This window comes from Dechloromonas denitrificans, assembly GCF_001551835.1.
Classification (GTDB): Bacteria; Pseudomonadota; Gammaproteobacteria; order Burkholderiales; family Rhodocyclaceae; genus Azonexus; species Azonexus denitrificans.
Genome location: NZ_LODL01000019.1, coordinates 350,064 through 369,840 on the forward strand (window position 1 = coordinate 350,064; position 19,777 = coordinate 369,840).

At 61.1% G+C, this 19,777-nt stretch carries 17 protein-coding genes; 10 read left to right on the forward strand and 7 right to left on the reverse strand.

Going from position 1 to position 19,777, the window contains the following annotated elements; translation table 11 throughout:
• Positions 1-8 precede the first annotated feature (8 nt).
• From carA to AT959_RS09470, 4 genes are all read right to left on the reverse strand, one after another.
• On the reverse strand, positions 9-1,157 hold the full coding sequence (carA, locus tag AT959_RS09455; protein ID WP_205629891.1) for a glutamine-hydrolyzing carbamoyl-phosphate synthase small subunit: 1,149 nt from the start codon (positions 1,155-1,157) through the stop codon (positions 9-11).
• 125 nt (positions 1,158-1,282) lie between these two features.
• Complete coding sequence (locus tag AT959_RS09460) at positions 1,283-3,838, reverse strand: response regulator (protein WP_066882730.1); 2,556 nt, start codon at positions 3,836-3,838, stop codon at positions 1,283-1,285.
• 5 nt (positions 3,839-3,843) lie between these two features.
• Positions 3,844-4,650: a 4-hydroxy-tetrahydrodipicolinate reductase gene (gene dapB, locus AT959_RS09465; RefSeq protein WP_066882731.1), complete on the reverse strand. Its 807-nt coding sequence runs from the start codon at positions 4,648-4,650 to the stop codon at positions 3,844-3,846.
• Positions 4,650-5,135: an outer membrane protein assembly factor BamE gene (locus AT959_RS09470; RefSeq protein WP_066882732.1), complete on the reverse strand. Its 486-nt coding sequence runs from the start codon at positions 5,133-5,135 to the stop codon at positions 4,650-4,652. The genes dapB and AT959_RS09470 overlap by 1 nt, the downstream gene beginning before the upstream one ends.
• A gap of 94 nt (positions 5,136-5,229) precedes the next feature.
• Here AT959_RS09470 and fur point away from each other — a divergent pair, with 94 nt between their 5' ends.
• Entirely contained in the window at positions 5,230-5,673 is a 444-nt protein-coding gene (gene fur, locus AT959_RS09475; protein WP_066882733.1) for a ferric iron uptake transcriptional regulator, read from the forward strand.
• Between the two features lie 8 nt (positions 5,674-5,681).
• The gene (locus AT959_RS09480) at positions 5,682-6,290 is read left to right on the forward strand and encodes a TMEM165/GDT1 family protein (RefSeq protein WP_066882734.1); all 609 of its coding nucleotides are present in this window, start codon (positions 5,682-5,684) and stop codon (positions 6,288-6,290) included.
• A 63-nt stretch (positions 6,291-6,353) separates the two neighbouring features.
• Here AT959_RS09480 and recN read toward each other — a convergent pair whose 3' ends face one another.
• Positions 6,354-8,039, reverse strand: coding sequence for a DNA repair protein RecN (recN, locus tag AT959_RS09485; RefSeq protein WP_066882735.1), 1,686 nt, complete (start codon positions 8,037-8,039; stop codon positions 6,354-6,356).
• Complete coding sequence (locus AT959_RS09490) at positions 8,039-8,950, reverse strand: NAD kinase (protein WP_066882736.1); 912 nt, start codon at positions 8,948-8,950, stop codon at positions 8,039-8,041. Before AT959_RS09490 ends, recN begins: the two co-directional genes overlap by 1 nt.
• Positions 8,951-9,015: 65 nt before the next feature.
• On the opposite strand from AT959_RS09490, the gene hrcA reads away from it, so the two are divergent.
• The 5 genes from hrcA to AT959_RS09515 are packed head-to-tail and all read left to right on the forward strand — an operon-like array spanning position 9,016 to position 14,415.
• Positions 9,016-10,044 (forward strand): heat-inducible transcriptional repressor HrcA, encoded by a 1,029-nt coding sequence (gene hrcA / locus AT959_RS09495; RefSeq protein WP_066882737.1) that lies wholly within the window; start codon positions 9,016-9,018, stop codon positions 10,042-10,044.
• On the forward strand, positions 10,044-11,147 hold the full coding sequence (gene hemH, locus AT959_RS09500) for a ferrochelatase (RefSeq protein ID WP_066882738.1): 1,104 nt from the start codon (positions 10,044-10,046) through the stop codon (positions 11,145-11,147). The genes hrcA and hemH overlap by 1 nt, the downstream gene beginning before the upstream one ends.
• A gap of 52 nt (positions 11,148-11,199) precedes the next feature.
• Positions 11,200-11,643 (forward strand): thioredoxin TrxC, encoded by a 444-nt coding sequence (trxC, locus tag AT959_RS09505; RefSeq protein WP_066882739.1) that lies wholly within the window; start codon positions 11,200-11,202, stop codon positions 11,641-11,643.
• 53 nt (positions 11,644-11,696) lie between these two features.
• The gene (locus AT959_RS09510) at positions 11,697-12,758 is read left to right on the forward strand and encodes a hypothetical protein (RefSeq protein WP_066882740.1); all 1,062 of its coding nucleotides are present in this window, start codon (positions 11,697-11,699) and stop codon (positions 12,756-12,758) included.
• A gap of 37 nt (positions 12,759-12,795) precedes the next feature.
• Positions 12,796-14,415 carry a methyl-accepting chemotaxis protein gene (locus AT959_RS09515; protein ID WP_066882741.1) on the forward strand — a complete coding sequence of 540 codons (1,620 nt, stop codon included), beginning with the start codon at positions 12,796-12,798 and terminating at the stop codon, positions 14,413-14,415.
• Positions 14,416-14,463: 48 nt separating this feature from the next.
• Here AT959_RS09515 and AT959_RS09520 read toward each other — a convergent pair whose 3' ends face one another.
• Entirely contained in the window at positions 14,464-15,834 is a 1,371-nt protein-coding gene (locus AT959_RS09520) for a protein kinase domain-containing protein (protein ID WP_066882742.1), read from the reverse strand.
• Between the two features lie 151 nt (positions 15,835-15,985).
• On the opposite strand from AT959_RS09520, the gene grpE reads away from it, so the two are divergent.
• The 3 genes from grpE (at position 15,986) to dnaJ (ending at position 19,774) form a co-directional block, all read left to right on the forward strand.
• Positions 15,986-16,543, forward strand: a complete 558-nt coding sequence (grpE, locus tag AT959_RS09525; protein WP_083518315.1) for a nucleotide exchange factor GrpE — start codon at positions 15,986-15,988, stop codon at positions 16,541-16,543.
• Between the two features lie 67 nt (positions 16,544-16,610).
• The gene (gene dnaK, locus AT959_RS09530; protein ID WP_066882743.1) at positions 16,611-18,554 is read left to right on the forward strand and encodes a molecular chaperone DnaK; all 1,944 of its coding nucleotides are present in this window, start codon (positions 16,611-16,613) and stop codon (positions 18,552-18,554) included.
• Between the two features lie 83 nt (positions 18,555-18,637).
• A complete protein-coding gene (dnaJ, locus tag AT959_RS09535; RefSeq protein ID WP_066882744.1) occupies positions 18,638-19,774 on the forward strand; it encodes a molecular chaperone DnaJ in 1,137 nt (378 codons plus the stop codon).
• Positions 19,775-19,777: the final 3 nt, after the last annotated feature.

The window sequence follows — 19,777 nt, forward strand, 5'->3', positions numbered from 1 at the left end:
TTTCTCGCTTATTTCGCCGGTTGCAACGCGGCCATACCGCGCGTCATGGTGTCGAGGAAGCGGTCGAAGAGATAGGCAACATCGTGCGGACCGGGGCTCGCTTCCGGGTGTCCCTGGAAGGAGAAGGCCGGCACATCGGTGCGTGCCAGACCTTGCAGCGAACCATCGAACAAGGAGACATGCGTCACCCGCAGGTTGGCCGGCAGTGAATCGATATCGGCGGCAAAGCCGTGGTTCTGGCTGGTAATCAGCACCTGGCCGCTATCCATGTCTTTGACCGGATGGTTCGCACCATGGTGGCCGAACTTCATCTTCATCGTCTTCGCACCAGAGGCCAGGGCCAGCAACTGATGGCCGAGGCAGATACCGAAGGTCGGAATGCCACGCTCCAGGAACTCGCGAATAGCGGCAATGGCGTAATCACAAGGCTCCGGATCACCCGGGCCATTCGACAGGAAGATACCGTCCGGCTTCATGGCCAGCACATCGGCAGCCGGCGTTTCGGCCGGCACGACCGTCAGCTTGACGCCACGCTGGGCCAGCATGCGCAGGATATTGCGCTTGACGCCAAAGTCGTAGGCGACGACATGGAAACGCGGCGCCGGGCCTTGGCCGTAGCCGGTCAACGTCCACTCGCCTTCATTCCAGTCGTACCCGGCCTTGGCGGAAACCACCTTGGCCAGATCCATACCACTCAGCCCCGGGAAAGCCTTGGCCATGGCCAGCGCCTTGGACTCGTCGGCCTCGCCGGCCAGAATACAGCCGGACTGGGCCCCCTTTTCGCGCAGGATGCGGGTCAGCTTGCGGGTATCGATGCCGGCAATGGCGACGATGCCGTGTTTTTTCAGATAGGACGACAGGTCGTCCTGGGTACGCCAGTTGGACGCCACGAGCGGCAGGTCGCGAATGACCAGGCCGGCGGCGTAATTGGCGTCGGACTCGAAGTCCTCCGCATTGCAACCGGTGTTACCGATATGCGGATAAGTCAGCGTGACGATTTGCCGGCAGTAGGAAGGATCGGTAAGGATCTCCTGGTAGCCGGACATGGCGGTGTTGAACACCACCTCACCGCTGGTAACGCCATCTGCGCCGATGGATTGGCCCTTGAAAACCGTTCCGTCGGCGAGGGCGAGAATGGCGGGTGTAAATGAGGGCAGCAACGACACGACCGGCTCTCCTAGTATTTTCTGCTTATTCATGTGCCAAGCGGGAAGGCTTGCGCCTCCCCGCTTGTGCTTTTTAACCTTTCTATTTTAGCCGAAAAGTGCCTTTTCAGGCAAATTCAAGGGATTAGGCGGGTACTCACGAAGTCGGCCATCAGCGGCCTAATGCAGGCCATCTCTTCAATCAGCACCGCACAGAGACGCTGACAACCGACCCAATCGACGCTCTCGACGGCCATCACCGCATTCTCAAGCTCCATCGCTCGGCGGCGCGCCGTTTCCGCATGAAACATGGCCAGCAAACTCTTCAGCGTATGGGCATGCATGCGCAACTCTGGCGCATCGCCAGCAGCCAGCGCCTTTTGCACACGACCAATATGCTCGTCCCACTCGGCAACCAGCATTCCGGCCATCGTCGCAAACAAATCAGGGTCGCCAATATCGTGCAAAGCCCCTTTCAGATCCAGATGCACGACATCCGGCGCCAGGACCAGCCCCGGGAGCACCCCATCCTCGGCCAGCCCGGCCGCACCGCAGGCCCGCTCCAACGCTGAAAAAAGCACATCCGGCCGCAAAGGCTTGGCAACATAGTCATTCATACCCGCGTCGAGACAGAGCTGGCGGTCGCTGGCCATGACATTGGCCGTCATCGCCACGATATAAACCGGCCGAAACGCTTGCGAGATAACCCAACTGCGCCGCATCTCCCGGGAGCGAATGATCTCGGTCGCCTCCAACCCACCCATGACGGGCATCTGCATGTCCATCAGGATGACGTCAAAATGCTTGCTATCGAACTGCTCCACAGCCTCGGCGCCATTGTTGGCAACCACGACGCGATGCGACTTGCACTCAAGCATCCGCAGCGCCAACTCCTGATTCACCGGATTGTCTTCGACCAAAAGAATATCGAGGGCCTGCGCTTCGCCCGCCTTGGGCCCATCCAGTTGGAAATCGGCCAATTCCAGAGCGGCCAACCCGGCACCATCCTGACCGACCAACTCCAGCGCATCGATCAAATCGCCGGGCCCGATCGGCTTGACCAGATGCGCAGAAACACCAAGCTCGCGCAGATGCACCAAGTCGTGACGCTGATTCTCGGTTGTCAGCATCATCAACAACTTTTCCGCCTTACCGGCCGCTTGCCAACTGTCGGCCAGCGCAAAACCGACCGGCGCCGCCATGCCCGCATCGGCGAAAATGTAGTCATAAGCGAAGTCGACCGCACGCGAACGCTCGATCGCCGCCATCGCTGCCTCACCTTCCAGCACCAGCGAAGCCTGCAGCCCCCAGGACTCGAGCAATTGCAACAAATAGCCACCGGCCGCCGCGTTATCCTCAATCACCAGTGCCCGCTTACCCCGGAAGCGCTGATCAGCCTCGGTCAAGGCGACCGGCAACGACTCCTGGCCGAAGCGAGCCGTGAAGAAAAATACCGAACCTCGCCCGGCAACGCTGTCGAGCCAGATTTTTCCGTCCATCAACTGGGCCAGGCGCGCCGATATCGCCAAGCCCAGCCCCGTTCCGCCAAAGCGCCGCGTCGTCGAGACATCTGCTTGGGAAAAGGCATCGAAAATGGCCTGCTGCTTATCGGGCGGCACGCCGATGCCGGTATCGCGAATCGCAAAGCGCAGGAACAGCGCACCGGGGGTCACCTGCTCGACCACCACCGTCAACATCACCTCGCCCTGCTCGGTGAACTTGATGGCATTACCCAAAAGATTGATAACCACCTGCCGCAAGCGCGTCGGGTCGCCGACCACTCGCCCGGGAACCTCCGGCCGCACATCGACAATTAGCTCAAGGCCTTTTTTATGCGCACTGACCGCCAGCACGCGTGCTGCCTCGAGCACGACATCCTGCACCGAGAAGGCGAGCGACTCGAACTGCATCTTGCCCGCTTCGATCTTTGAAAAATCGAGGATGTCGTTAACGATGGTCAGCAAGGCCTCGGCGGACGACTTGACCGTCCGCAGATAGTGGCGCTGCTCGGCATCCAACTCGGTATCGAGGGCCAATTCGGTCATCCCGATAATGCCGTTCATTGGCGTGCGGATTTCATGACTCATGTTGGCCAGAAAGGCACCGCGCGCCTTGTTGGCCGCCTCGGCCACCTCTTTCGCGGCAATCAATGCCGCTTCGGCCGCCTTGGCGTCGCTGATATCGCGCTGCAAAACCAGCATCCTGAGCGGTTCACCGCCGGCATCACGCGCCGCCACCGCACCCCGTACCAGCAGCCAGCGCCAGCTACCATCGCGAGCCCGCAGTCGGCACTCCGCCTGGAAAAAACGCTCCTGACTTTGTGCGTGCGCCGTAATCCGCCCCTGCAGTTCACGCAAGTCATCCGGGTGAAGCAGCTTTTTCCATTGAGCAATGGAGTTGTCGAGATCGCCTTGCTGGTAACCCAGCAACTCTTTCCATTGCCGGCCAGACTCGATATTGCCGCTGCGCAGATTCCAGTCGGTCAGCGCATCGCCGGACAGCATGTTTTGCCAGCCATTCAGCCCGGCATAAGCACCATAGGCCGAATCGACCAGGCTCAACAGCCTTTCGGCCCCCTGCGCCAAGTCCGACTGCTGCGCATTGCGCGCAGCATCGATCAACTGCCTGAACTGCGGCTCGCCCTCACCACCGAAAACTTCCTGAAGCTGACGAGCCAGCAGCCGCGATTTCATGACGCCTAGCGTAAGCCGAGGACGTCCTGCATATCGAACAAACCGCTCTTGCGACCGGCAATGAAACGGGCCGCGCGCATGCTACCCAAGGCATAGGGCATCCGACTGCTCGCCTTGTGGGTAACTTCGACGCGCTCGCCAAGGCCACAGAACATGACCGTGTGATCACCGACAATGTCGCCGCCCCGCACCGTAGCAAAGCCGATGGTGGACGGATCGCGCTCACCGGTAACGCCTTCCCGACCATAGACCGCGCACTCGGCCAGATCACGCCCGAGCGCACCGGCCACTACTTCACCCATGCGCAAGGCCGTTCCCGACGGCGCATCAATTTTCAGACGATGATGCGCCTCGACGATTTCGATGTCGTAGCCCTGATTCAGAATGCTCGCCGCCGTCTCCAGCAGCTTGAAAACAAGATTCACGCCGACCGCCATGTTCGGCGCGAAGACGACGGGAATTTCACGCGCCGCAGCAGCGATGGCTTCCTTACCCTCGGCTTCGAAGCCCGTTGTCCCGATGATGATGCCGACACCGGCCTGGCGGCACAGCTCGAGGTGCTGCAAGGTACCTTGCGGACGGGTAAAGTCGATCAGGCAGTCGATATTCTTGAGGCCTGCCGCAACATCGTCGGTGACGAGCACATCACAAGCCATGCCCACCAGATCACCGGCAGTCTTGCCGATGACCGGACTGCCCGGCATGTCGAAAGCCGCACCAACCGCCAGTTGCTCATCCTTGAGGGCGGCTTCGATCAGCATGCGCCCCATGCGGCCACCGGCGCCAACCACGCCAATACGTGTTGCACTCATTACTTGAATCCCATCATGTCAATAAATTTCTGGTAGTAGCTCGGCTCCTGGCGCGGCGGCAGCGGTTTTTCCGCATCCTCACCCGACAGCGCCCCCAGATCGACCAGGCGGGTCTTCATTTGCGGCACGGTCAGATCTTCCACCGTCGCGGTGTCGACATCGCCGCCAACGCGCTCCAGCCGTCCATCAACGTCAAAGAAAACGGTAAATTTGCGTGACTCGACCTTGCCGGTCTGGCCATTCTGGTAGCGGTACAGGTAATCCCAGCGCTGCTGGTGAAAAATATCGGTCACCATCGGCGTACCGAGCAGGAAGCGCACTTGATCCCGCGTCTGCCCCGGCTTGAGCTGGGCAACCATTTCCTGCGTCAAGACGTTGCCTTGCTGAACGTCGATCTTGTATTCGTTGATAAAGCTAGGCTTGTAAGTACAAGCGGCCAGAAATGTGCAAAAGGCTGCAACAGGCAGTAAGCGGGAAGGGGGCATGCGACTTTCCGGAGTTTCTCAAACACCTTTGAAGCGGTATATCATACCCGAATTCCCCCCCGGCCCTGCCGCAACGAATTATGGAATTTTTACGATGAGCGATCCACAAAGCCTCAAGAATATGGGTCTGAAAGCCACTTTCCCGCGGCTGAAAATTCTTGAGCTTTTCGAGAAAAGCACGCTTCGCCACATGACGGCCGAAGACGTCTATCGCATGCTCATCGCCGAGAACATGGATATCGGCCTAGCCACGGTCTATCGCGTACTGACGCAGTTTGAACAGGCCGGCCTGCTCGAACGCCATTTCTTTGAATCCGGCAAGGCCGTCTTCGAAATCAATCGCGGCAACCACCACGATCACCTGGTCTGCATCAACTGTGGCCGGGTCGAAGAGTTTTACGACCCGGAAATCGAAAAACGCCAGAACGCCATTGCCGAAGAACGCGGCTTTGCCATTCAGGACCACGCGCTCTACCTCTACGCCCAGTGCACCAAAGAAACCTGCCCGCATCGCCACGATCCGGACAGTAAATCCTAAGTATATAAATGCCTGATCTAGCAGTTGTAGTGCCGGGAAACTGGTTTTCCTCGGCGGGCGCCACCTTTTTGCTGATTGCCCTGGCCGAATTCGGCGACAAGAGCCAGCTCGTCTGCATGACGCTGGCCGCCCGCCATCGCGGCCTACCGGTAATTCTCGGCGCAGTCGCCGCCTTCGCCATCCTCAATTTGCTCGCTGCCCTGTTCGGCGCCGCGGTCGCTGCCTGGCTGCCGGAATGGGTCGTGACGCTGGCCGTCGCCGCCCTGTTCGCCGTGTTCGGCATCAGCGCCCTGCGCTACACGGAAGATGACGACGACGAAGATATAGACGAGAAACCGGGCCACGGCGTCTTCGCGACCACTTTCCTGCTCATATTTCTGGCGGAATTCGGCGACAAGACCCAGATTGCCGTCGCCGGCATGGGCAGCACGGCGAATGCCGGTGCCGTCTGGGCAGGAGCCACGCTGGCCCTGGCCTGCACCTCGCTGCTCGGCGTCTTTGCCGGACGCAAGCTGTTACATCGCCTGCCGCTGGTCTGGATCCATCGGGTCAGCGGCGCCTTCTTTCTGCTCCTCGCAGTACTGGCCATCGCCCGCCTGGTCTACGCCGGCCCGTAGGCAACTGCAGTTTTCAGGCTTTTCGGGCAGTCGACCGCAGGACTCGCCCGACCGCGAGCCAACTCACTGCAGCAACGGTGCCTCAAGGGCCGCGCCTTTGGGGCGCAACAATTCACGGGCATGCTGCAAGGTGATCTCGGTAATCTCGACGCCGCCCAGCATGCGGGCGATTTCCTGCACCCGACCCGATTCATCGAGCGGCTGAATGGCACTCAGAGTCGAGCCATTGCGCGTCGCCTTGCTGACCTGCCATTGCCAGTTGGCCTGCGCCGCAACCTGCGGCAAGTGGGTGACGCACAGCACCTGGCGTTCGCAACCCAGTTCGTGCAACAGGCGACCGACAATTTCGGCGACACCGCCGCCGATCCCGACATCGACCTCGTCGAAAATCAGGGTCGGCACACTGGCCGAGCGTGAAGTCAGCACCTGGATCGCCAAGCTGATGCGCGACAATTCGCCACCGGAAGCCACCTTGGCCAGTGACTTGGCCTCATTGCCGGCCAGACCGGCGATGCGGAACTCGATCTGTTCCAGGCCATAGACCGCACCATGCTCGACCGGCAGCAGCACAACCTCGAAGCGCCCCGATGACAGGGCCAGCTGGCGCATGACTTCGCTGACCGCCTTGCCCATTGCAGCCGCCGCCGTGCGCCGCCCATTGGACAGCTCACCGGCCACTGCCAGATACGCCTGGTTGGCCTCGGCAACGCGTGCCTCCAGAGCCACCAGGTCGGCCGAAGCCTCCAGTGCGGCAAGGCGCTGCTGCCAACCCGCCAGCAAACCCGGCAGCTCCTGCGGCTGCACCCGATACTTGCGGGCATTGCTCATCACCGCATCCATCCGTCGCTCAACCTCGGCCAACCGCTGCGGGTCGAGGTCGACGCGATCGGTGTAGCGCCGCAGCGTCGATACCGCCTCGGCCAGCTCTGCTTGCACCGAATGGACCAGAGCGGCCACTTCCTCAAGCGCCGGGTCATATTCGGCCAGACCGGAGAGGCGCGTTGCCACACTATCGATCTGCCGCTCGCAAGCGCCCTCATCCTCGGCCAGCGCGGCCAGCGCAAACTGCGCCCCTTCGATCAGGCTGGCGGCATGGCCGAGGCGGCGATGCTCGACATCGAGCGTCGCCCATTCGTCTTCGCTGAAGGCCAAGGCATTCAGTTCGCTGACTTGCCACTCCAGTTGCTCGCGTTCGCGGGTCAGCGCATCCGCCCCCTCACTGGCGGCCCGCAAGGTTTGTTCGAGTTCGCGCCAGTTGCGGAAGGCGACACCGACTTCGCGGGCAAGACCGGCCAAGCCGGCATGCGCATCGAGCAGGGCGCGCTGGGCATCGCTGCGCAAAAGCGACTGGTGAGCATGTTGACCGTGGATGTCGACCAGCCATTCGCCGACTTCGCGCAATTGCTGGGCTGTCGCCGGTGAACCGTTGATATAGGCCCGCGAACGGCCACCGGCATCGACGACACGGCGCAGCAACAATTCGTCGTCACCCTCCAGGTCGTTGCTGGCCAGCCAGCTGCGCACTTCGGGCAAACCGGCGACATCGAAGGTCGCGGCGACTTCCGCTTTCTCGCAACCGTCCCTGACCACGCCGGCATCGGCCCGCTCGCCCAGGGCCAGGGCTAGGGCATCGATCAGGATCGACTTGCCGGCCCCGGTTTCCCCAGTCAGGGCGCCAAAGCCCGTGGCAAACTCCAGTTCCAGCCGATCAACGATGACGAAATCACGAATAGTCAGGTGGCGCAGCATCAGGGGCCTTTGGGGCGTTCGCTCCAGTGCAGCTTCTGGCGCAACATCGCGAAGTAGCTGTAGCCGGGCGGGTGCAGGAAACAAATGGTGTATTCGGAACGCTTCAGGCGGACGCAATCGTGGCGTTCGAGATCGAGCGTCACCTGGCCGTCGAAGTGCACGCGCGGGTCGTCGGCATGGGTGATGCGCAGTTCGATATCGGCGCTGTCATTGACGATGATCGGGCGATTGGTCAGGGCGTGCGGACAGAGCGGCACCAGCGCAATACCAGTCAGCGTCGGGTGCAGGATCGGCCCGCCGGACGACATCGAGTAGGCCGTCGACCCGGTTGGTGTGGACACGATCAGGCCGTCAGAACGCAGGTTGTAGATGAATTCGCCATCGATGAAGAGTTCGAACTCGATCATCCGGCCGATCGCCCCCTTGTCGACGACCACATCGTTCAAGGCCATGTTCGAGGCGATCTCCTTGCCATCGCGGATCACTTCGGCCGCCAGCAACATCCGGTTTTCCGGCGCAAAGCGACCATCGAGCAGATCGTCCATGCAGCTCAGCATGTCGTCGCGGGCAATATCGGTCATGAAGCCGAGCCGCCCCTGATTGACGCCGACCAGCGGCACGCGGTAGCGCGCCAGGCGGCGCGCCGCGTTGAGCATGGTGCCATCGCCGCCAAGCACGATGGCAAGGTCGGCATGGGCGCCGATATCGTTGAAACCGCACGTCACCCAGCGCGACAGATCCACCTGGCGACCGATGTGCTCGGCCGTTTCACGCTCGATAAAAACGGAAACGCCCCGCTCATGCAGGTATTCCGCCAGGCGGCGCAAGGCGTCGGCAATTTCCAGGCTATGGTATTTGCCAACCAGTGCAATGGTCCGCGGCGCGCGGATGGAAGCGAAGCTTCTGTTCATGGCCTGAATTCTTGCATAAAAATGGCCTCTAACACCGCCCCCGGTTTTTTGTACAATGCCCTGCCATGCTGGATAACCGCTCACGCACCCTTCTCAAGACCCTGGTCGAGCATTACATTGCCGACGGCCAACCGGTCGGCTCGCGCGCCTTATCACGTTTTTCCGGCCTCGACCTGTCGCCGGCCACCATCCGCAACGTGATGGCCGACCTCGAGGAAGCCGGTTTCGTCGCCAGCCCGCACACCTCGGCCGGCCGAGTACCGACACCACGCGGCTACCGGCTTTTCGTCGACAGCCTGCTGACCGTACAACCGCTCGAAGCACGGCAGCGCGGCGCGATGGAAGAGGCGCTGCACGGCCTGCCCTCAAGCCAGATCATCGCCAGCGCCTCGCAACTGCTCTCTGGCCTGACCCACTTTGCCGGGGTGGTAATGGCGCCGCGACGGGCCGCCAGCCGTATCCGCCAGGTCGAATTCCTGAGCCTGGCGGAAAAACGCATCCTGCTGATCATCGTCACCACCGACGGCGACGTACAGAACCGGATACTGAATACCGAGAAAGCCTACTCGCCCTCCGAACTGGTCACCGCCGCCAATTACCTGAACCAGCATTTTGCCGGCATGGATTTCGAACAGATCCGCCATCGCCTGACCCAGGAAATCCAGCAACTGCGCGACGACATCAAACCGCTGATGAACCTGGCGCTCGAAGCCGGCGATGCCGCACTCTCGGAAGAGACCGCGCCCTACGTCATTTCGGGCGAGAAAAACCTGCTCGATGTCGAGGAGCTGTCGTCGAACATGAAGCGCCTGCGCGAGCTGTTCGATCTATTCGATCAGCGCTCCAGCCTGATGCGCCTGCTCGATGTTTCCAACCGGGCCGAAGGCGTGCAGATTTACATCGGCGGAGAATCCGGCATCGCCCCGCTCGATGAATGCAGCGTCATCGCCGCCCCCTACACCGTCGACGGCCAGATTGTCGGCTCGGTCGGCGTCATCGGTCCGACCCGCATGGCTTACGAGCGCGTCATCCCGATCGTCGACATCACTGCCAAACTGCTTTCCAGCGCCCTCTCCTACAAGTCGGACAACTAATGCCCCGTTTTCTCCCCGAACTGCCGCACAAGCACGGCACACCGGCGACTACTGCCGTCGTGCTGGTCAATCTCGGCACGCCCGATGCCCCGGACGCCCCGTCGCTGAAGCGCTATCTCCGGCAGTTCCTGTCCGACCCCCGCGTCGTCGAAATTCCCCGGCCAATCTGGTGGCTGATCCTGCATGGCATCATCCTCAATATCCGCCCCAAGAAATCAGCCGCCAAATATGCTTCGGTCTGGATGCCGGAAGGCTCGCCCTTGCGGGTCCACACCGAACGCCAGGCCAAATTGCTGGCCGGCTATCTTGGTGAGCAGGGCCATCACCTGACCGTAACCTGGGCCATGCGCTACGGCTCACCCTCGATGCCGGAGGTGCTGGCCCGCCTCAAGGCCAACGGGGCGACGCGCATCCTGATCGTGCCGATGTATCCGCAATACGCCGCGAGCACCACGGCCACCGTCGTCGACGAAGCCTGTCGCTGGCTGCTGCAGACCCGCAACCAGCCGGAAATGCGCTTCATCCGCAACTTTCACGACGATCCCGGCTATGTCGCCGCTCTCGAAAAAACAGTACGCCAGCACTGGCAAAGTCATGGCCAACTGACGGCCAACGACCGTCTGATCATCAGTTTTCACGGTCTCCCCAAGCGCAGCCTCGACCTCGGCGACCCCTATTTCTGCGAATGCCAGAAAACCGGACGCCTGCTCGCCGAACGCCTGAATTTGCAGCCCGAGCAATACAAGATCTGTTTCCAGTCACGTTTCGGCAAGGCCGAATGGCTCCAGCCCTACACCGCCCCGACCCTGCACGCCCTGGGCAAGGAAGGCATTGGCCGGGTGGACATCATCTGCCCGGGTTTCGTTGCCGACTGCCTGGAAACGCTGGAGGAAATTGCCCAGGAAGGCCGCGATGACTTTCTCGCCGCCGGTGGCAAGGAATACCACTACATTCCGGCACTCAATGAAGACAACCGCTGGCTGCACGCCCTGACCCACATCGTCGAGCGCCATCTCGCCGGTTGGCCGAGCAAAGCTGCCATCGATCCCAAGGCTCAGGAAACGACCGCCGGACTGGCCATGAAACTCGGCGCCCACGCTTGAAATCCGGGCTCCGGGCCCCATATCAGAAAAACCTGATCAACCGGAGCCCTGTATGACCCCCAGCCTGCATATCGTCTGCCCGCACTGTAACGCGGTCAATCGGGTCGCTACGGCGCGCCTGTCCGACGCCCCCATCTGCGGCCAATGCAAGCTGCCCTTGTTCACCGGGCAGCCGCTTGATCTGAATCGCGGCAACTTCGACCGGGTGATCGGGCGCAGCGACTTGCCTGTTGTTGTCGACTTCTGGGCGCCCTGGTGCGGTCCCTGCCGAACGATGGCCCCGACCTTCGCCCAGGCGGCGGCCGAACTGGAGCCCCGCGCCTGCTTCACCAAGCTGAATACCGAGGCCGAGCAACAACTGGCGACCCGCTTCAACATCCGCAGCATTCCGACGCTGGCCGTTTTCAGAAACGGGCAGGAAGTTGCCCGGCAAAGCGGCGCGCTTGACCTTGGCTCGCTGAAACGCTGGCTGCAAGCCCATCTTTACAAAACTTAACTTTCAAGCCCGGGCGCCGTTAACAACGTGTCACAACGTTAGCGGAGCCCATCATGAAAATTGCCAGCGCCAACCTGCAGATGGCTTCTTCGCACGTCAGTCTGCAACAACGTGAAACGCGCGAGTCACTGAGCATGTGGGTCGGTCAGCGCCGGCCAAACTTGCCGGATGAAGACAGCCGCCCCAACCGCTCGCTGACCGATACCGTCGCCCTGTCGGATGCCGCCAAATCAGCCCAGAGTTCGGAATGCGGCGCCAGCGAGAGTGATGCTGCGGTCGACCATGATCCGAAGCTCAATTTGATCCGCTCGATGCTGGAATATCTGACAGGCCGCAGATTCAAGATCTTCGACGCCGTCGACCTGCAGCCCCGCACCGAGCCTGCGGCGTTCGGCAATGCCAACGCGCCCGCCAGCCAGGCCGCATCGCCACCGCCCCCCGCTGGCTACGGCGTCGAATACGACTATCACGAGTCATACACCGAAACCGAACAAACCAGCTTTTCGGCCAGCGGTTCAGTGACGACGGCAGACGGGTGGAGCATCAGCTTCGATCTGCAGCTATCGATGCAGCGCACCTACCATGAAGAAAGCAATATCAGCCTGCGCCTGGGCGACGCCGCTCGCAAGGTGGACCCACTGGTCCTCAACTTCTCAGGCAACGCCGCGCAACTGACCGACCAGCGCTTCGCCTTCGACCTCAATGCCGATGGCAGCAAGGAACAAATCAACTTCGTCGGCCAGTGCAGCGGCTTTCTCGTCTTCGACCGCAATCGCGACGGCCACATCAACAACGGCCAGGAGTTGTTCGGTCCGACCAGCGGCGATGGCTTCCAGGAACTGGCCGCGCTGGACGACGACAAGAATGGCTGGATTGACGAAAATGATGCGGCCTACCAGCAGTTGCAAGTCTGGAGTCGCAATGCAGCCAACGAAGACCTGCTTCAGTCGCTGACCGAAGCCGGGGTCGGCGCCATCTCACTAAGCCGTATCGAGACGCCATTCCAGATCAAAAATTATGCAAATCAGATGCTTGGTGAAATTCGCAATTCCGGCGTTTTTTTGCAGGAAGATGGAAGGGCTGGCACAATCCAGCAGATCGACCTGACCGCCTGAAAATAAGGGCGGCGATGGGCATAACACCGGGGGAAAAATGCCACGCTTTGCTGACTTGAAAATATGGGTCCGCCTGACTGCAGCCATCTGGCTGACACTGGCGATTATCTGGACGATCGTGATCGTCTGGGCCACGCAGGTCAACCGCGACACCGCCATCCGACAGGCGCAGGATTTCGCGCAAAGCATCCACGAAATGACCATGGCCGGCCTGACCGGCATGATGATCACCGGCACGGTCGGCCAGCGCGAGGTATTTCTCGACCAGATCAAGCAACTGTCGATCATCAAGGACCTGCATGTCGCCCGCAGCGATGCCGTCGCCAAATTGTACGGCCCGGACACCAAGAGCAAGCGCGAACTCGACGCCCTCGAAAAGCAGGTCATGGCCTCGGGCACCCCGTACCTCTCGGTTGAATCGGCCGGCGGCAACTCTTTCCTGCATGTCATCAATCCGACCAAGGCTTCCAAAAACTACCTCGGTAAGGACTGTATCCTCTGTCACCAGGTACCCGAAGGCACGGTGCTCGGCGTCGTCAGCATGAAAGTCTCGCTCGACTCCGTCGAGTCCGATGTTGCCGCCTTCCGCCTGAAGATTGCCGGCGTTGCGCTGGCTGCCGTCGGCGCCCTGCTCGTCATCATTTACCTGCTGACCCATCATTTTGTCACGGCTCCGCTCGATGAAATGCGCAAGGGTTTGCGCGACATAGCCAGTGGCGAAGGCGACCTGACCCGACGCCTGCCGATCAAGGGCAAGGACGAAGTCGGCCAGGCCGCCCTCGTCTTCAATGAAATGATGGAAAACTTCAACCAGCTGGTGCGCCAGGTCCGCGACTCGGCCAGCCAGGTTTCGGCCCGGGTGGCTGCCCTGTCGGACAACGCCGACCGCGTCTCGCAAAGCTCGCACCTGCAGAACGAGAAGTCCAACGAAGCGGCAACCGCCGTTGAGCAACTGGTCTCCAGCATTTCGTCGATCGCCCAGAGCGCCGAGCACGTCCAGCATCAGTCGCAGGAAAGCCTGGCCCGTGCCAACGAGGGCAGCCGCAACCTGAACGTCCTGCTTGGCGAAATGAATGTCGTCGAACGGGCCGTCAAGGAAATGGCAACCTCGGTCAACGAATTCGTCCGCAACACTGAAGCGATTACCAGCATGACCCGCGAGGTCAAGGACATTGCCGAGCAGACCAATCTGCTGGCCCTGAATGCCGCCATCGAAGCTGCCCGTGCCGGCGAGCAGGGTCGCGGCTTTGCCGTGGTCGCGGACGAGGTACGCAAGCTGGCGGAGAAATCTTCCCGCTCGGCCAGCGAAATCGATGCTATCACTGCCATGCTCAGCGCCCAGTCGGTCGCCGTCCGGCGCAGCATCGAGGAAGGACTCGAACACCTGGAAAGCAGCCAGAGCGCCGTGGCGACCGTCTCCAACGTGCTGCAGGCAACCAATGGCTCGGTCACCGAAGTCGGGCACGGCCTCGACAACATTGCGGCAGAAACGGATCAGCAGCGCCGCTTCTCGGGCAACGTCGAAGCCAGCATCGAAGCGATTGCGGGCATGGCCCGCGACAACTCGGGAACGGTGGAGCAGACGGCCGGTGCCGCCCACGACCTGAAACGCCTGGCCGAAGGTCTGGCGGCGATGGTGGGCCGCTTCAAGGTATGAACGCCTAGCACCAGCCCCAAAGAAAAACCGCCTCGAATGAGGCGGTTTTCACATCGGCGCCAGTTCCAGATCGAGGCCGCCGCCCGGGCGCGAACGCGGCATTCCGCTCAGCGAACCGGTCCCCGCCTCCACCGCCGGCTGGCCCAGTGATGCGGCAATCTTGTTGACCTCGCGCAGGCGCCGGATCATCCGGGCCAGCAAGGCATTGCGCATCCGCCCGTCGAGCTCTTCCGAAGAGAGAGCCAGAGCCGCGGCGTTGACTTCAAGAAACAGCGTTTTTTCCAGCGTGACCGCCGTCGCGTAGCGCTGATCGCTGTCTGGGTGCAGGAAAGCCACTTCGCCAACCGGCTCGCTCGGTCCCAGCCGGCAGAGCGCCTTGCCGCCGATTGAAATCTCGACACAACCGGAAATGACGATGCCAAACAGCTTGTTGCGCTCGCCTTCACGGATCAGCGCAACATTCGGTGCAATCTCGCGCCAGACGGCAACCCGCAGAACCTCCCAGAGTTCTTCGTTTTCAAATTCGGTAAAGAACTCCAGTTTGCGCAGGGTTTCGAAATGGCTCATGTCCTGCGCCGTATCGTCCTCTTCCAGTATCTGGTAACGAACGGCGGCCAAATCCTTGGCGAACTCGGCGCCATTCCGGTAACGGCTGTACAGATCCTTTTCCAGCGCCCGCCGCATGATGGCATTCAGGCCTTCCGGCAGATTCGGGCTGAGGGCGGTAATGGCCGGCGCATCGGTATTGATGATGCGATAGATCAGCGTTGCTTGATTCGCGGCACGAAACGGCAGACGCCCGGTCAGCAACTGGAACATGACGACACCCAGCGAATAGAGGTCGGTTTTCTGGTTGAGCGGATAGCCCTTGATCTGCTCCGGCGACATGTAGGCCGGTGAGCCGACCCCCATGATGAAGGTCGAATCGCGATCCATGTCCTTGTTCATGTTCAGGGCCAGGCCGAAATCGGCGATTTTCGGCTCGTCGTCAGCGGCGACCATGATGTTGGCCGGCTTGATATCGCGATGAATGATGCCCTGGCGGTAGGCGCTATCGAGCGCCATGCAGCACTTGAAAATGATGCTGATGACGCGATACATCGGCAACAGGCGATCGATCCGGCAATGCTGTTCGAGGTTGAAGCCTTCGACGTACTCCATCGCCAGATAGGCGAAGTCGTTCTCAACCACGGCATCGAAGACATGCACGATATTCGGGTGGTCCAGCCGCTTCGAGACCATCCCTTCATTCTGGAACAGCTTGCGCATCCGGCGCGACATGGCCGCACTATCCTGCCCGAAGCGGATCACCTTGACGGCGACCTGGCTTTCGGAATCGGGATCATCACAGAGGTAGACCGTAGCCGTCGCGCCCTTGCCCAGTTCGCGTACCACCCGGTATTTGCCGATTTTTTCCATTCAGGATGCGCAGTAAAAAATACGGATTTATCGTAGCACGCAGGTAGCGGATCGGCAGCAATTTTGCCATCTCGAGAATATTCACGATCCTGCTCTTGAAAAACCTTGAAGCCGCCCCATCTATCGAAACAGATTTTTGGGAGAACCACGCATGTCAAACAACGAACACACCCAGGAAGCCATGCTGGGCAATGAACCTGTAACCGAACCAGTCGCTGCGCCGGCCGCAGAAGCTCACACCGACACCCTGCCCAGCATCGAGGAGCAATTCCGCCAACTCGAACTGAAGGCCGCCGAACATTACGATGCCTGGTTGCGCGCCAAGGCCGAAGGCGAAAACATCCGTCGCCGCGCCCAGGAAGACATTTCCAAGGCGCACAAGTTCGCCGTCGAGAAGTTTGCCGGCGAACTGCTGGCCGTCAAGGACAGCCTGGAAGCCGCGCTGGCCGTGCCGGAGCAGACCGTTGAAAGTTTCAAGTCCGGTGTCGAACTGACCTTGAAGCAACTGGTTTCCGCTTTCGAGAAGAACGCCTTGGTTGAAGTCAATCCGGCCGGCGAGAAGTTCGATCCGCACAAGCACCAGGCCATCGGCATGGTCGACTCCGAACAGGAAGCCAATACCGTGGTGACCGTGCTGCAGAAGGGCTACCTGATCGCTGATCGGACCCTGCGCCCGGCGCTGGTCATGGTCGCCAAAGCAAAGTCTTGAAATCCGGGGCGCCGCCCCCAAATCCAGAACATCAGCAATCCACTCGAATTCACTAAAGGAACAAAACATGGGCAAGATCATTGGTATTGACCTCGGCACGACGAATAGCTGCGTGGCCATCATGGAAGGCGGCCAGCCGAAGGTTATCGAAAACTCCGAAGGCGCACGCACCACGCCGTCCATCATCGGCTATGCCGAAGATGGTGAAATCCTCTCCGGCGCACCGGCCAAGCGTCAGGCCGTGACCAACCCGATGAACACGCTGTATGCCGTCAAGCGTTTGATCGGTCGCCGTTTCGAAGAGAAGGAAGTGCAGAAGGACATCGCCCTGATGCCCTACAAGATCGTCAAGGCCGACAACGGCGACGCCTGGGTGCAAGTGCGCGACAAAAAAATCGCTCCGCCGCAGGTTTCCGCCGAAGTGCTGCGCAAGATGAAGAAGACCGCCGAAGACTACCTCGGCGAGGAAGTCACCGAAGCCGTCATCACCGTGCCGGCCTACTTCAACGACAGCCAGCGCCAGGCCACCAAGGACGCCGGCCGGATCGCCGGTCTGGAAGTCAAGCGCATCATCAACGAACCGACCGCTGCTGCCCTTGCCTTCGGCATGGACAAGGCCGCCGGCAAGGACCGCAAGATCGCCGTTTATGACTTGGGCGGCGGCACCTTCGACATCTCGATCATTGAAATCGCCGACGTCGATGGCGAAAAGCAGTTCGAAGTGCTGGCCACCAACGGCGACACCTTCCTCGGCGGTGAGGACTTCGACCAGCGCCTAATCGACTACATCATTGACGAATTCAAGAAGGAATCCGGCGTTAACCTGAAGCAGGACGTGCTCGCCCTGCAGCGCCTCAAGGAAGCCGCCGAAAAGGCGAAGATTGAGCTCTCCTCCAGCCAGCAGACCGAAATCAACCTGCCCTACATCACCGCCGATGCCTCTGGCCCGAAGCACCTGGCACTGAAGATCACCCGCGCCAAGTTCGAATCGCTGGTCGATGAACTGGTCGAGCGTACCGTCGCGCCGTGCGTCACCGCGTTGAAAGATGCCGGCTGCAAGATCAGCGACATCGACGATATCATCCTGGTCGGCGGTCAATCCCGCATGCCCAAGGTGCAGGACAAGGTCAAGGAAATCTTCGGCAAAGAGCCGCGCAAGGACGTCAATCCTGACGAAGCCGTTGCCGTCGGTGCCGCCATCCAGGGCGGCGTGCTGCAAGGCGAAGTCAAGGACGTGCTGCTGCTCGACGTCACCCCGCTCTCCCTTGGTATCGAAACCCTGGGCGGCATCATGACCAAGCTGATCCAGAAGAACACGACGATCCCGACCAAGGCCTCGCAGACCTTCTCGACCGCCGATGACAACCAGAACGCCGTGACCATCCACGTCCTCCAGGGCGAGCGCGAAGTTGCTTCCGGCAACAAGAGCCTCGGCCAGTTCAACCTGGAAGGCATCCCGCCGGCCCCGCGCGGCACGCCGCAGATCGAAGTCATCTTCGACATCGACGCCAACGGCATCATGCACGTCACCGCCAAGGACAAGGCGACCGGCAAGGAAAACAAGATCACGATCAAGGCCAACTCCGGCTTGAGCGAGGCTGAAATCCAGGCCATGGTCAAGGATGCCGAGCTGCACGCCGAAGACGACAAGAAGGTGCACGAACTGGCCGATGCCCGCAACCAGGCCGACGGCATGGTGCACATGGTCAAGAAGTCGCTGACCGAGTACGGCGACAAGCTGGATGCTGCTGAAAAGGAAAGCATCGAAGCCGCGATCAAGGACGTCGAATCCGTGCTGCGCGACGGCGACAAGGACACCATCGTCGCCAAGACCGAAGCCCTCAGCCAGGCTGCCCAGAAGCTGGGTGAAAAGATGTACGCCCAGCAGCAGGCCGAAGGCGCTGCCGCCGGTGCCGGTGCAGCCGGCCAGCAACAGGCCGGCGGCGAGAAGACCGTCGAAGGCGATGTCGTCGATGCCGAATTCACCGAAGTGAACAAGGACAAGAAGTAATTCCTGGCCTCACAGCCCGGCGCCGAGCCTACCGGAAACCTCCGGCGGCGCTCGGCGCCTTTGTCACTTGACGGGTAGAAGAAATGTCAAAACGCGATTTTTACGAAATTCTCGGCGTCAACCGCGACGCCAGCGAAGACGAGATCAAGAAGGCCTACCGCAAGCTGGCCATGAAGCATCACCCCGACCGCAATCCGGACAACCCGGCGGCCGAGGAGAAATTCAAGGAATGCAAGGAAGCCTACGAGATTCTGTCGGATGGCCAGAAGCGGGCCGCCTACGACCAGTACGGCCATGCCGGCGTTGATCCGCAGTCCGGCATGGGCGGTGGTTTCGGTGGCGGCGGCGGTGGTTTTGCCGATGCCTTCGGCGGCATCTTCGACGAAATCTTCGGTGGCCGGGGTGGTGGCGGCGGCGGTGGCCGTTCCAACATCTATCGCGGCGCCGATCTCCGCTACAACCTCGAAATCACGCTCGAACAGGCCGCGCACGGCACGGAAACCAAGATCCGCATTCCGACCATGGAAGTCTGCGAGCCGTGTAGCGGCAGCGGTGCCAAGCCGGGCACCCAGGCGAAGACCTGCCCGACCTGCCAAGGCTCGGGCCAGGTCCGTCTGCAGCAGGGATTCTTCTCGATCCAGCAGACCTGTCCGAAATGCCACGGCACCGGCCGCTACATTCCGGAACCTTGCAAGAGTTGCGGTGGCGCCGGGCGCATCAAGCAGCACAAGACGCTGGCCGTCAAGATTCCGGCTGGAGTCGATGAAGGCGATCGCATCCGGCTGGCCGGCGAAGGCGAACATGGCGTCAATGGCGGCCCGCCGGGCGACCTCTACGTCCAGATTCACCTCAAGCAGCACGCCGTATTCACCCGCGACCACAACGACCTGCATTGCGAAATGCCGATTTCCTTCACCGCGGCTGCGCTCGGCGGCGAGATCGAAATCCCGACGCTGGATGGCGCCGCCGCCATCAAGATTCCGCCGGAAACGCAGTCCGGCCGGGTCTTCCGTCTGCGCGGCAAGGGCATCAAGGGCGTCCGCAGCCACACCCATGGCGACCTGATGTGCCATGTCGTGGTCGAAACCCCGGTGAACCTGACCGAGCGCCAGAAGGAGTTACTGCGCGAACTGGAGGAATCCAGCCGCGACAACAACGCCAAGCACAACCCGCGCTCCAAGTCGTGGATGGACAAGGTCAAGGAGTTCTTCGAGGACTGAGTT

What these genes read in the sequence shown, in the direction of transcription:
- AT959_RS09460 (WP_066882730.1), bottom strand. Translation starts at nt 3,838, where the DNA reads ATGAAATCGCGGCTGCTGGCTCGTCAGCTTCAGGAAGTTTTCGGTGGT.
- fur (WP_066882733.1), top strand. Translation starts at nt 5,230, where the DNA reads ATGAGCGATCCACAAAGCCTCAAGAATATGGGTCTGAAAGCCACTTTC.
- AT959_RS09470 (WP_066882732.1), bottom strand. Translation starts at nt 5,135, where the DNA reads ATGCCCCCTTCCCGCTTACTGCCTGTTGCAGCCTTTTGCACATTTCTG.
- dnaJ (WP_066882744.1), top strand. Translation starts at nt 18,638, where the DNA reads ATGTCAAAACGCGATTTTTACGAAATTCTCGGCGTCAACCGCGACGCC.
- hemH (WP_066882738.1), top strand. Translation starts at nt 10,044, where the DNA reads ATGCCCCGTTTTCTCCCCGAACTGCCGCACAAGCACGGCACACCGGCG.
- hrcA (WP_066882737.1), top strand. Translation starts at nt 9,016, where the DNA reads ATGCTGGATAACCGCTCACGCACCCTTCTCAAGACCCTGGTCGAGCAT.
- recN (WP_066882735.1), bottom strand. Translation starts at nt 8,039, where the DNA reads ATGCTGCGCCACCTGACTATTCGTGATTTCGTCATCGTTGATCGGCTG.
- trxC (WP_066882739.1), top strand. Translation starts at nt 11,200, where the DNA reads ATGACCCCCAGCCTGCATATCGTCTGCCCGCACTGTAACGCGGTCAAT.
- grpE (WP_083518315.1), top strand. Translation starts at nt 15,986, where the DNA reads ATGTCAAACAACGAACACACCCAGGAAGCCATGCTGGGCAATGAACCT.
- AT959_RS09480 (WP_066882734.1), top strand. Translation starts at nt 5,682, where the DNA reads ATGCCTGATCTAGCAGTTGTAGTGCCGGGAAACTGGTTTTCCTCGGCG.
- AT959_RS09515 (WP_066882741.1), top strand. Translation starts at nt 12,796, where the DNA reads ATGCCACGCTTTGCTGACTTGAAAATATGGGTCCGCCTGACTGCAGCC.
- dnaK (WP_066882743.1), top strand. Translation starts at nt 16,611, where the DNA reads ATGGGCAAGATCATTGGTATTGACCTCGGCACGACGAATAGCTGCGTG.
- AT959_RS09520 (WP_066882742.1), bottom strand. Translation starts at nt 15,834, where the DNA reads ATGGAAAAAATCGGCAAATACCGGGTGGTACGCGAACTGGGCAAGGGC.
- AT959_RS09510 (WP_066882740.1), top strand. Translation starts at nt 11,697, where the DNA reads ATGAAAATTGCCAGCGCCAACCTGCAGATGGCTTCTTCGCACGTCAGT.
- dapB (WP_066882731.1), bottom strand. Translation starts at nt 4,650, where the DNA reads ATGAGTGCAACACGTATTGGCGTGGTTGGCGCCGGTGGCCGCATGGGG.
- AT959_RS09490 (WP_066882736.1), bottom strand. Translation starts at nt 8,950, where the DNA reads ATGAACAGAAGCTTCGCTTCCATCCGCGCGCCGCGGACCATTGCACTG.